This window comes from Collinsella sp. HCP3S3_D1 (genome assembly GCF_052064015.1).
Taxonomy (GTDB): domain Bacteria; phylum Actinomycetota; class Coriobacteriia; order Coriobacteriales; family Coriobacteriaceae; genus Collinsella.
In genome coordinates this window covers 1-11,930 of the sequence record NZ_JBQHWK010000014.1, presented here as the reverse complement: position 1 = coordinate 11,930, position 11,930 = coordinate 1, and the positions used below count along the sequence as shown (strand labels likewise).

The following is an 11,930-nucleotide window of genomic DNA, read 5'->3' as shown; positions in this document are numbered from 1 at the left end:
CAGCCACCAATCGCAGCGCATATCTTGGTAACAATCGGGTAAACCCCCGCTTTCGTAGTTTTAAGTTTGTGAGGAGTCTCAGCATGTTCGCTGCCGCCATCTCGCTCGTCGGTCTTGCGGCGACCGTCTTCCTTGTCTTGCGCGAGGCCAAGGCCATTCGCGCGCAGTTGGGCACCGTTGCCAAGGGCGCTCTTGGATGGAGCGTCGCCTTCGGTCTGTTCCAGGTCTTTTTGACCATTTGGGGCGCCATGGGCCTCGTCGCCCAAAACGAGCCGCTCGCCTTTGTGATGCTCATCCTGACCAACGCCATCCTCACCGGCTGCGCCTGGGCCAGCATCGCACGCGACCGCATCGCCCCGCGCGTCTTTGCGTTCGCCGCGCCCGACGCCCCCGCCCCCACCGGCAAGCTCGCCCGTCTGCGCGGCGCCTTTGTGGGCAAACCGCTCGTCGCCGCCGTGCTGTGCCTGCTGCTCGCCGGCGTCTTTGCGCTGCTGGGCATGGAGGTCTCGTCCAACCACGACTTTACCTGGGTCTACCCCCTGTGCATACTGCTCGAGTGGGCCATCATCACCACGCTCATGGTCGGCCTGTTCTTCCTGTTCCAGCGCCGCGGCGCAGCTCCCGCCGTCCTGACCTTCGCCCTCTTTATCCTGGGCATTGCCGAGTTCTTCGTCATCACGTTTAAATCCATGCCCATCCAGCCGGGCGACCTTTCGGCCATCTCCACCGCCGCCGCGGTCGCCGGCAGCGGCTACACCTACTCGATCTCGCTGTTCTGCGTGCTGTCCATGGGCTTTACCGCCATCGCCATGCTGCTATGCGAGTACGCCGGCCTGGTAGCACCGCACCGTCAGAAGGGCGCCGCCAACGCCAAGCGCATGCTGCTCACCAACCTGCTCGTGGCGGTGCTGTGCCTGGGCGGCGTGACCGCGCATGTCACGCTTATTGACTACTACAACACCCTCGGCATCACCGTCTACACCTGGCGCCCGCTCGAGAGCTACTGGCGCGAGGGTTATCTGCCTGCCTTTATTAGTGCGGCACAGTCCATCAAGCCGCCCAAACCCGCCAACTACTCCGCCGACGACGCCAAGGCAACGCTCAAAAAGTATGCCAAGGCCTATGACAAGTCCGATGCCGCCACAAGCGACGCCCGTACCGCCGCCCAAGAGCAGTTCGATAGCGAGAAGCCCACGGTCATCGCCATTATGAACGAAACCTTCTCGGATCTTTCGATCTATCAGGAGATGCACGCCGGCTACGAGGGCCCGCAGTACTTTAAGAACCTGTCCGACTGCCTCAGCCGCGGCAAGCTCTACGTGAGTGCCTACGGCGGCGGTACCGCCAATACCGAGTTTGAGTTTATGACCGGCAACTCCATGGCCAACCTGGGCTCGGGCGTGTACCCCTACACCATCTACAACATGGAAACGACCGGAAACCTGGCAGAGCAGTTCAAGTCGCTCGGATATTCCACAACGGCCATGCACCCCAACCACGCAACCAACTGGAACCGTGAGAACGTCTACAAGGACTTTGGCTTTGACCAGTTCCTGTCCATCAACGACTTCCAGGGAGCCGACACCTTGCGCGGCATGGTGACCGACCAGGCAACCTACGACAAAATCCTTGAGCTGCTCAACCAGAACGCCGACCCGCAGTTCATCTTTGACGTGACCATGCAGAACCACTCGGGCTACGATACGGGCCTGCTGCCGGCAGATAAGCAGATGCACCTGAACATCGACACGACCGATCTGGACGCCAAGACCATCGAGGACGGCACACTCTCCGATGTCGACGAGTACGTCTCGTGCATCGAGCAGTCCGACCAGGCGCTGCGCTACTTCCTCAATGCCCTGCGCAATCTCGACCGCAAGGTGGTCGTGGTGTTCTGGGGCGACCATCAGCCGTTCTTCCCGTCCAAGTTCAACGATAAGTGGTTTACCGGCGAGGACGACGCTACGCATCAGGAGCGCCTGTGGCAGACCGACTACATCATCTGGGCCAACTACGACGTTGCCGGCTGCGACCAGACAAGCGAGGTCGACGACCTGTCCACCAACTACCTGTCCACCCAGCTGATGCAGCTGATCGGCGCACCACTGACCGACTACCAGAAAGCGCACATGACGCTGCGCAAGTCGCTGCCCGCCATTAACTCGGTGGGCTACGAGGACGCTAGCCTGCGCTGGGCGCTCTCCTCCAACGTCACCGGTGACGACGCCGTCGCCGCAGCGGCCACCAAGGCGCTCGAGGATTACGCCAAGATGCAGTACTACGAGATGTTCCGCGACGGCAAGAACGTGTACACCGAGCACCTCCAGACCGAGGCCAACGAGACCGACCCCAACCTGGCGCCGGGTACGACCAAGATCAAGTAGCGGGGATCAAGTAACGGGGTCGGGGGCCCGAATCGGCGGCAGGCGGAGGCACGGGAAAGGTCTGCTGCTCAAACAGTCCTGCGCAAGACGGGGGCCACATTAAGTGGCCCCCTTTGCGTGCGGAACTCGCGACAGACCTTTCCCGTGCCTTCGCCTGCCGCCGCCCCTCACCCGTTGCGGGTTGAGTGGGCTGATAAAGAAACTGCGCTCACCTCATGGTAGAAGCGTGGCCTGTCATGCGAATCGCGGAAACTGTGTCCCAGAATTCACGTCCGGAATGGGACGCAGTTTCCGCTTGAGGGCCTGTTGGGAAAGCGCATCCCACTTCAAGAGTAAATTCCGGATCGCACTTTCCGCTAAGGCTCTCAACCGGAAAGTGCATCCCATTCCAAGCCTTAATTCCGGGACACAGTTTCCGGACAAGGCGTAAAGCGGAAAGTGTATCCCAGTCTGAGCGCCGATTCTGGGACACACTTCCCGAAACCCTGCCCATCTGGAAAGCCCGTCCCACGCTCAATACATCCAGCGGACGCAGGAGAGCGTGTCTTCCAGGACGGCCTCGTCATCGGGGTGATGGAAAATGTCGCCCCACACGCTTGCCACGGTTGCTCCCGCGAGTGTCAAGAAAAAGCCTCGAGAATTTCGGGGCTTACGCTTCTGTATTATTTCGCACGCACGACGGCGATAGACCTACTCGCCCAGCACGGCCTTCTTGGCGGCTGCCGCCATGTTGTCCAGATCTTCCTTGGTCGGATGGTCCTTCGCGGCAACCCAGTTGTCGAGCAGCAACTTAGCGCGGGCGTTGTCGGAATCTTGCTCGAGCATGGCCTCGTAGCGCTGCTTGACCGCAAGGCCCATCTTGCCCTGGCACATCGCCCAACCTACAAGCTCGGCATCATTGGCCAAATTGGAGGTCACGCGATCGATAATCTGCTGATAATAGCTCTGGTCGGCGCCAAAACCGCAGGTGCCAAACAAAAAGACGCGCTTGCCGTGCAAGGTGGAGAGCAACGCCGCGACCGAAGGCGTGCACGCGCCCTTGTCACACCAAAAACCGACGAGCACCGTGTCGGCCGCGCAGGCGCCCTGCGCCTCGAGCGCAACCTGATCTACATCCGCATCGTCGCTCAACGCCGCGGCATGGACAAACTCAACACCCGCAGCCTGCAGAGCGCGCTTGATCGCGCCCGAAACCATCCTGGTATTGCCGCTCTTGCTGTTAACCACCAAAGAGCACGTCATAGTCACGTTGCCTCGTTTCCCCAAAACTAAAGCCACTAATGCAATTTATTAGATGAATATCTTAGTACCAACGTGACAGATGTAAACCACCTGCCGCTAATCGGTGGCCCCTACTGGGCAAACTGGCTGCGGTAAAGATCGGCATAGAAGCCGTCTGCCGCCAGCAGCTCGTCGTGTGTGCCGCGCTCGATAATCTCGCCGTCGCGCATCACCAGAATGCAGTCGGCGTTGCGAATGGTGCTCAGGCGGTGCGCCACCACAAAGCTTGTGCGACCGGCCATGAGCTCGTCGAATGCCGCCTGCACCTGCAGCTCGGTGCGGGTGTCGATGCTCGAGGTCGCCTCGTCCAGCAGCAAGATCGCCGGGTCGGTGAGCATGACGCGCGCGATGCACAGCAGCTGTTTTTGACCCTGGCTAAACGTGCCGCCGTCCTCGCCAATCACCGTGTCGTAGCCCTGCGGCAGCTGCACGATAAACTTGTGCGCATGCGCGCGCTTGGCAGCTTCGATAACCTGCTCGCGCGTGGCATCGGGACAGCCGTAGGCGATGTTATCTGCCACCGTGCCCTCGAACAGCCACGTATCCTGCAACACCATGCCAAAGGCACGGCGCATGCTTGCGCGCGTGTAGTCACGCGAGGAACGGCCATCGACCGCAATGCGGCCGGCATCGATATCATAAAAACGCAGCAGCAAATTGATGAGCGTTGTCTTGCCACAGCCCGTAGGGCCGACCAGGGCAAAGCGCATGCCGGGCTTGGCCTCGATGCAGATATCCTGCAGCAGCTTGCGGTCGGACACGTAGCTAAAGTCCACATGCTCAAAGGCGACCTCGCCCTGCGGTGCGGCAAGCTCTACAGCGTCCGACGCGTCGGGCTCCTGCTCGCGCGCATCGAGCAGCGCAAACATGCGGCGCGCCGAGGCATACGCCGACTGGATCTGCGTAATAACGTTGGTGACCTCGTTGAACGGCTTGGTGTACTGGTTAGCATAGGACAGAAAGATCTGCACGCCGCCCACCGTAAGCGCCGCGGGCACGCCCGTGATCACGCCCACGCAGCCGATCACAGCGACCACGGCATAGATGATGTTATTGATAAAGCGCGTGCCGGGGTTGGAGAGCGAACCCATAAACTGCGCGCGCTCGCCCGCGGTGTAGAGCTCGGCATTGAGGGCATCGAAGCTCGCTTGCGCGTTGGAGCCATAGGCAAAAGCGTCGACAAGCTTCTGCTCGCCCACGTACTCCTCGATATGACCACCGAGCTGGCCTTGGATGCGCTGCTGTGCCGTAAAGCTCTTGTTGGAGAGCTTGGCAATAGCACCGGCTGCAAAAATGGAAAGCGGCGTGACGAGCACCACCACGAGCGTCATGGTCAGGTTGATGGAAAGCATAAACGCGAGCGTGCCCACGATGGTGATAACGCCGGTGAAAAGCTGGGTAAAGCCCTGCAGCAGGCCATCGCCCACCTGATCGACATCGTTGACCACGCGGCCCATAAGGTCGCCGTGGGCATGGCTGTCGATAAAGCTGAGCGGCATGCGGCTGAGCTTGTCGCTCGCCTCCACGCGCATGTCGCGCACCGTCTCGTAGGACAGGCGGTTGACGCAGTAGCCCTGCAGCCACTGGAAAGCCGCAGCACCTACGACGACAATCGCGAGCTTGGTGACAAGCGGCAGCAGCGCATCGAAGTCCACCTGCCCGGCGGCGACGATCAGGTCGATGCCCTCGCCGACGAGGATGGGCGTGTAGAGCTGCAAGATCACCGAAGCGGCGGCACTCACAAACGACGCTACAAACGAAATGCGGTGCGGACGAACATAGCCCAGCAGGCGGCGGGTCACCGCACCCACGGGATAGCGCTCGGGATCGCCGGGCTGGCGCGGACCGTCGCCCAGGTCGTTGAGGTTATCGTTGCCGGACACGTTGGCCGTCATCGTGGCAACCGAACCGGAGGAAGTGTAGGGATTCATTTAGCAGCCCTCCCTTGCGCAGACGGATGCGGGGGCGGTCGGGGCGCCTGAGGCGGACGCGGGGCTTGGAGCGGGCGTGGGCGCCGTACTCCCCTGCTGACCCTCGAGCTCCTCGCGGCGAAGCTGCGACTGGCAAATCTCGCGGTAGAGCTGGCAGCTTGCATACAGCTCATCGTGCGTGCCCAAGCCCGCGACCGAGCCGTGGTCGAGTACGCAAATCACGTCGGCGTCGCGCACGGTCGAGACGCGCTGGCTCACGATGATGGTCGTCAGCGGCAGCCCGCCCTCGGCAGCACCGCACACGCTTCGTTCACGAATGGCACGGCGAAGCGCTGCGTCGGTCTTAAAGTCGAGCGCCGAGGCGGAGTCATCCATGATCAGAATCTGCGGAGAGCCCACCAGGGCACGTGCGATGGTCAGGCGCTGGCGCTGGCCACCGCTAAAGTTCTTGCCGCCCGCCTCGACCGGGGCATCTAAGCCCTGCGGCTTGTTGCGCACAAACTCGCTGGCCTGCGCCATATCGAGCGCCGCCCACAGCTCCTCGTCGGTTGCCGCCTCGTCGCGCCAGGTCAGGTTGCTGCGGATAGTGCCGCTCACCAGCGACGCGCGCTGTGGAACGGTCGCGACCACGTGGCGCAGCTGGTCGAGCGGCCAGGTGCGCACGTCGGCACCCATCACGCTCACGCTGCCCACGCCCGCATCGTACAGGCGTGGGATAAGCGAGACGAGTGTGGACTTGCCGCTACCCGTGCCACCGATAATGCCGAGCGTTTTGCCCAGCGGCAGTTCCAGGGTCACATCGTTGACGGCGTTGACAGCGCCGGCGCCAAACGAAAAGCTCGCATGGCTCAAGCTCAGCGCGGGGACTGGAGCCGAGCCACCCGCCAGGTCGCTCGGCTTGGGCAGCGCGACCGGCTGGTTGCCCTCGTCGGTGATGCTCGGCTCACAATTGAGCACCTCGTTGATGCGCGAAGCGCTCGCGCTCGCCTTGGTAAAGACCACGACCAGGTTGGCGACGTACACGATGGAGGTGAGCGTCTGCGTCATGTAGTTGACGAACGCCATAACCTGGCCCTGCGTAAGCTCGCCCACGTTGACCTGGATGCCGCCCACCCACAGGATGGCGCACACGCCTAGGTTCATCATCAAAAACGTTACGGGGTTAAGGATCGACGAGAGCTTGCCTACCGCGATGGCGGTATGGGCCTGGTCGTCGGCGGCTTGGGCAAAGCGCTCGCGCTCGTGATCCTCGCGCACAAAGGCGCGGACCACGCGGGCGCCCGAAAGGCCCTCGCGGCAGACAAGCGCGATGCGGTCGAGCTTTGCCTGCAGCTGCTTGTAATACGGAATGCAGCGCGCCATGACAAACCAAAACACCAAGCCGATGGCGGGCGTGCAAATCAAAAAGATGATGCCGAGCTTAAGGTCGATGGCAAGGGCCGCGCACATAGAGCCCACCGCCAAAAAGGGCCAGCGAATGAGCATGCGCACGCCCAGCGCCACGGCAAGCTGCACCTGGTTGACATCGTTGGTGATGCGCGTGATGAGCGACGGCGTACCAAAGCGATCGAGTTCGGCATAGCTCAGCTTATTGATGTGCTGGTAGAGTGCGCCGCGAATGTCGGTGCCCATGCCCTGCGAGGTGAGCGCCGCCATCTTTTGGCAGACGAGCGTAAACGAGATGCCGATCACAGCCATGGCGGCGAGCACCATACCGTAGTGGACGACGGCGTTGACATCGCGTGCGCCAATACCCTTATCGATCATCTGGGCAATCACGAGCGGCGTAAGCAGGTCAAAAATCACTTCGATCAACTTACACGCAGGGCCAATCACCATATACCGGCGAAACTTACCACCAAAACGCCTGAGCAGCTCAATCATAGAAGGCGCTCCCTATCATCATCTCTCTTCAATCTGATTCATGATAGTACGGCGAGCCCTGGAGATGCGTAAGCAACTCGTTACAGATGTAAGGGCGACGGTCACTAGCGCCCAAGGCATGTAGCAGCCGATGCTTTGGCAACGCCAGCGAGCGCCGCAAGACACGGGATTCAATTCTTCAGATAAATGCGCCCTCTACGGGTGATTTTTGGACGAAGTGGTCCCGGTGCCGGCGGGCTGTTTGGTAGTCGAGCGATCCCGCAGGCAAAGCCGAGGACCAGCGAGACACCAAACAGCCCGCCGGCACCGGGACCGCATCGCGGCACCAAAAAGCGCCCGTGCGCTCGATGGATTCGGATGCCCGACAGAGGCTCCTTATGGCTGCTTCCTTCCGGACCTGACCAGATTCGGAACATGTCGTCATCCGAACCCATCGAGCGCGCTTGGCGCTCGGTATATCTTACCCGCTCCCGCCCGATGGGGCAAGGTAGCTAATTTGGGACGGGGCCAAAAAGACTACTTTTGAGTTGCGGTGGAATAGTTCCTGTTTTACGGCCAAGGCCAAAAACAGGAACTATTCCACCGCAACTTATTGAGACTTGCCTGGATAAACTCAAATACGGCCGAGGTCGTAGGCTCGAGCGGCTGCCTCGCCGGCACAGATGAGGTTGGTTGTGGCTTCCTGGGGGTCGAGCGCTTGGTCAAGGGGCATGGGCCTGCGGCAAACCGGCAGAACCAAGTCGATACCCTGTCCATACACCGCATCCAGGTTGTCGGCACGACCGCCTACGGCGGCGACCACCGGCTTGCTATATCGCTTCGCACGACGGGCCACGCCCACCGGCGCCTTACCGGCGGCGGATTGCTCGTCCATATTGCCCTCGCCCGTTATGACCAGATCGGCATTGCGCACGCACTCGTCAAACCCAATCAAATCGAGCACCGTCTCCACGCCCGAGCGCAGCTCCGCACCGAGCGCCAGCAGCGCGGCACCCAAGCCACCCGCCGCGCCCGCGCCGGGCACGCCGAGCACCGAGCCAAATGCCCGTGCGCCCTCGGGTGTGCGCAACAACCCCTGAGCCCGCGCCCTAGCAATCGCCGCATCGAGCAGGCGGCCATAGCCGACCATCCATCCGTCGTACCCGCGCAGCGCCTCGACGTCACCCGTCGGCAGGCCTTTCTGCCCGCCAAACACCGTCAGGGCTCCTCGGCGCCCCACGAGCGGATTCTCAACATCGGAAAGCACCACGATACGCACGCCATTCAGCGCCCGAAGCGCTGGCGCCAAATCGATACTCACCACGTGTTCGAGACCCGCAAGACCGGGGGCGATATTGCAGCCACACTCGTCGACAAGATGCGCGCCCAGCGCCTGCAGCATACCGGCGCCGCCATCGTTGGTAGCGCTGCCGCCCAAGCCAATATAGATAGTCTTTGCCCCAGCACGGACCGCGCGAAGCATGAGCTCGCCCACGCCATAGGTCGAAGCCGCGATCGCCGCCGATTCCGTGCAGGGCGAATACCCAATACCCGCCGCCTCGGCCGTCTCAACTACAGCCGACTCGTGCTCGCCGTCCACCAGCATCCGGGCAGACACGCGATCGCCCAAGGGCCCTGCAACCTCGCAGGTCAAAAGCTCGCCGCCGCGCGCGGCGACGGCATCGAGCGTTCCCTCGCCACCATCTGCCAGCGGCAATGTGCACACATCGGCATCGGGCCAAGCGCGGCGTACACCCTCGACAACCGCCGACTCCGCCTGTGCACTCGAAACGCTGCCCTTAAAGGAGTCGATCGCCAGCAGCACACGGCGGGGCCGGCGGCACGCGACACCAAAATCGACCGCCTCAACGGCAATATCTTCGGCACACGTGAGTGCCTTGGCATGAGCGGCATGCGTCTCAAGATCGGCCCCACAACCGCAGACAGCACCATCGGTGTCACGCAGCCCACTAAAATAGCCGCTCAACACCTCACGACACTCGTCTGCCAGCACGCCGGCGGTCACATTAAACCGATGGTTCAGGCGCGAATCGGCATTGAGGTCATACAGCGAGCCCACCGCGCCCGCCTTGGCATCAGCCGCACCATACACGCAACGCCCCACGCGCGCGTTAACCATAAGCCCCGCGCACATGCAGCAGGGTTCGAGCGTCACGTAGACCGTACAATCGGAAAGGCGCCAACGCCCAAGCGTCTGAGCGGCGGCGCACAGGGCCAAAAACTCGGCATGTGCCGAAGGGTCCTGGTCGAGCTCACGGCGATTATGCGCCCTCGCGACAATCTCGCCCGCACGCACCACCACAGCACCAATCGGCACCTCGCCCACTGTCGCAGCGGCGCGCGCCTCCGCCAGCGCCTCGCGCATGAACTTCTCGTCGATTTCGGTGATCGTCATCGTTCGCCTTCCCTGTTGCAAATTCAAAACGATGCTATCATTACGACTCACGGAGAGATGGCAGAGCGGTTGAATGCGGCGGTCTTGAAAACCGTTGAGCGCGAGAGCGTTCCGGGGGTTCGAATCCCCCTCTCTCCGCCACCTTAGTGATTCACCGGCGTCATGGTGCGCTCAAACAGCGCATCGACCACGTCGGCCATCTCGGGTCGACGCTCAAGATCGTGGCCCGATTCCCACCAATTTGTGAACACTCGAATAATGCCACCGGCGATAAATTCCGATGTCGTCTCAAGCGAAACGGGCGCCAGGGCGTCTTCGGCAAGCGAGCTCATCACGCGCTCACGGATGGAATGCGCGATGCGGTCGCAAATCATGCCGGTCAGCATGCCCGACATGCTGCTCGCCAAAAGGTTATCCATGAGCTGCTCATGCGCCAGTACCATATTCATGGCATCGTCAAAGACCTCATGGCGAAGCGCCTGTACATCCACAAGCGGCTCCGCGTCCGCTGCGTCGGTCTGGTTTTGCGGCAAGCCCGTCATAAGCTCATCGATATAGAAGGCAAAATAATCGTTTTTATCGCGAAAATGCTTATAGAACGTCGTGCGGCGAATCAGGGCCCGGTCGCAAAGCATGGCAACCGTCAAATCCTCAAACCGATACTCTTCCAAAAGCTCGGTAAAGGCGTCGAACAGGGCACGATAGGTTTTCTTGATGCGAAGGTCCATCCGTATCGCCATCCTCAAGGCGTAGACAGCATTCCGTAATTTGTCGCATATCTTACACCTGTACCAACCGTTCGATATTGGCGCCCCCTCCCTGGTTGAAACAAAACGCTTACCGGAAAGTTCGGCACCGCCAAAGGTTGCGGGTATACTAGATACGTTATACCAACAACGGCCGGCGCAAAACGCCGCTGCCATTCGAAACGGAGACATCATGCTTCCCGTCATCATCGGTATCGTTGTTGTCGTTGTGATCGTCTGCGCCATCGCTGGCATCTACAACAACATGGTTACCAAGCGCAATCGTATCGATAACGCCTGGCAGAACATCGACACGCAGCTGCAGCGCCGCAACGACCTGATCCCCAACCTGGTCGAGACCGTCAAGGGCTACGCCAAGCACGAGCAGGACACGCTCGCCGCCGTGATCAACGCGCGCAACACCGCCGTAAGCGCCACCACCCCCGAGGCCAAAATGGAAGCCGACAACGTGCTGACCGGTGCGCTGCGCCAGCTCTTTGCCGTGGCCGAGGCCTACCCCGACCTTAAGGCGAACACCAACTTTATGCAGCTCCAGGCTACGCTCGAGGACACCGAGAACAAGGTGAGCTACGCGCGCCAGAGCTACAACGACTGCGTGCTCAGCTACAACAACGCCATCCAGACGTTCCCGGCCGTTATCTTTGCCGGCATCTTCCAGTTTAAGGAGCGCCAGGGCTTCGAGGCCGCCGAAGCTGCCCGCCAGGCACCGACCGTCAAGTTCTAACAGATCCGCAGCGTATCCTTAATCGGGTATATGCATAAACCGTCCCGTCGAATGCATACTTCGGCGGGACGGTTGCTTTTTGCCCACAGGTACCCCAGAGGGCGGCGTGCAAATTTTGGAGTTTTCAGCATCCTGGAGCCCAAAGGAACAGGAACGGGCCCACAAAACCGCGTTGAAAACCCTGATTCTGAGCCCTCAGCACCTCAGGGATCACTCATTTTCTACAGGATGCGGCTCACGGCGCCTGACTTTCGCCCAAAATCCCGTATGCATGCGCACCCGGCTGCTGAAAACTCCCAAAAATGTACGCCCCGTCCCACCCCAGGCGAGCGGCAACCGGAAAACCGCGCACGCACCTCTTCCTGGTGCGGGTTTTCCTACAGAACTGCGCGGGGTCACTAGGGCCAAGCTCCTTATGGAGCCCACACCCAGGCGCACTCCGCAGGACGAAAGAACCCCCGCCGCACGTAGTGTGAACTGCCTCCCATTTCTTGGACATGAGAAATGGGAGGCTTTTTATGCGTGTCGACTTGAGGGTGAAGCACGACATCGAGGCCAGGAAGG

7 protein-coding genes, 1 tRNA gene and 1 other RNA gene are annotated in these 11,930 nt (G+C 61.1%); 3 read left to right on the top strand and 6 right to left on the bottom strand.

The features are described 5' to 3' along the window. Window positions 1-83 precede the first annotated feature (83 nt). Window positions 84-2,384: an LTA synthase family protein gene (locus ACTNDJ_RS06075; protein ID WP_441063880.1), complete on the top strand. Its 2,301-nt coding sequence runs from the start codon at window positions 84-86 to the stop codon at window positions 2,382-2,384. 690 nt (window positions 2,385-3,074) lie between these two features. Here the strand turns inward: ACTNDJ_RS06075 and bilS are convergent. The 5 genes from bilS to tadA form a co-directional block, all read right to left on the bottom strand. Continuing rightward, the gene (gene bilS, locus ACTNDJ_RS06070; RefSeq protein WP_441083449.1) at window positions 3,075-3,626 is read right to left on the bottom strand and encodes a flavodoxin family protein BilS; all 552 of its coding nucleotides are present in this window, start codon (window positions 3,624-3,626) and stop codon (window positions 3,075-3,077) included. Window positions 3,627-3,736: 110 nt separating this feature from the next. After that, complete coding sequence (locus ACTNDJ_RS06065) at window positions 3,737-5,596, bottom strand: ABC transporter ATP-binding protein (RefSeq protein WP_441063877.1); 1,860 nt, start codon at window positions 5,594-5,596, stop codon at window positions 3,737-3,739. Next, the gene (locus tag ACTNDJ_RS06060; RefSeq protein ID WP_441063876.1) at window positions 5,597-7,480 is read right to left on the bottom strand and encodes an ABC transporter ATP-binding protein; all 1,884 of its coding nucleotides are present in this window, start codon (window positions 7,478-7,480) and stop codon (window positions 5,597-5,599) included. 341 nt (window positions 7,481-7,821) lie between these two features. Next, window positions 7,822-7,917: signal recognition particle sRNA small type (gene ffs, locus ACTNDJ_RS06055), an RNA gene on the bottom strand. A gap of 176 nt (window positions 7,918-8,093) precedes the next feature. Then, window positions 8,094-9,875 carry a tRNA adenosine(34) deaminase TadA gene (gene tadA, locus ACTNDJ_RS06050; RefSeq protein WP_441063874.1) on the bottom strand — a complete coding sequence of 594 codons (1,782 nt, stop codon included), beginning with the start codon at window positions 9,873-9,875 and terminating at the stop codon, window positions 8,094-8,096. 51 nt (window positions 9,876-9,926) lie between these two features. Between tadA and ACTNDJ_RS06045 the strand changes: the two genes are divergently transcribed. Next, window positions 9,927-10,016: transfer RNA gene (locus ACTNDJ_RS06045), tRNA-Ser, on the top strand. A 2-nt stretch (window positions 10,017-10,018) separates the two neighbouring features. Here ACTNDJ_RS06045 and ACTNDJ_RS06040 read toward each other — a convergent pair. Further along, window positions 10,019-10,603 carry a TetR/AcrR family transcriptional regulator gene (locus ACTNDJ_RS06040; protein WP_195838605.1) on the bottom strand — a complete coding sequence of 195 codons (585 nt, stop codon included), beginning with the start codon at window positions 10,601-10,603 and terminating at the stop codon, window positions 10,019-10,021. A gap of 211 nt (window positions 10,604-10,814) precedes the next feature. Here ACTNDJ_RS06040 and ACTNDJ_RS06035 point away from each other — a divergent pair, with 211 nt between their 5' ends. After that, on the top strand, window positions 10,815-11,366 hold the full coding sequence (locus ACTNDJ_RS06035; RefSeq protein ID WP_427719860.1) for a LemA family protein: 552 nt from the start codon (window positions 10,815-10,817) through the stop codon (window positions 11,364-11,366). Window positions 11,367-11,930: the final 564 nt, after the last annotated feature.

What these genes read in the sequence shown, in the direction of transcription:
- ACTNDJ_RS06060 (WP_441063876.1), bottom strand. Translation starts at nt 7,480, where the DNA reads ATGATTGAGCTGCTCAGGCGTTTTGGTGGTAAGTTTCGCCGGTATATG.
- ACTNDJ_RS06075 (WP_441063880.1), top strand. Translation starts at nt 84, where the DNA reads ATGTTCGCTGCCGCCATCTCGCTCGTCGGTCTTGCGGCGACCGTCTTC.
- ACTNDJ_RS06065 (WP_441063877.1), bottom strand. Translation starts at nt 5,596, where the DNA reads ATGAATCCCTACACTTCCTCCGGTTCGGTTGCCACGATGACGGCCAAC.
- ACTNDJ_RS06040 (WP_195838605.1), bottom strand. Translation starts at nt 10,603, where the DNA reads ATGGACCTTCGCATCAAGAAAACCTATCGTGCCCTGTTCGACGCCTTT.
- tadA (WP_441063874.1), bottom strand. Translation starts at nt 9,875, where the DNA reads ATGACGATCACCGAAATCGACGAGAAGTTCATGCGCGAGGCGCTGGCG.
- bilS (WP_441083449.1), bottom strand. Translation starts at nt 3,626, where the DNA reads ATGACGTGCTCTTTGGTGGTTAACAGCAAGAGCGGCAATACCAGGATG.
- ACTNDJ_RS06035 (WP_427719860.1), top strand. Translation starts at nt 10,815, where the DNA reads ATGCTTCCCGTCATCATCGGTATCGTTGTTGTCGTTGTGATCGTCTGC.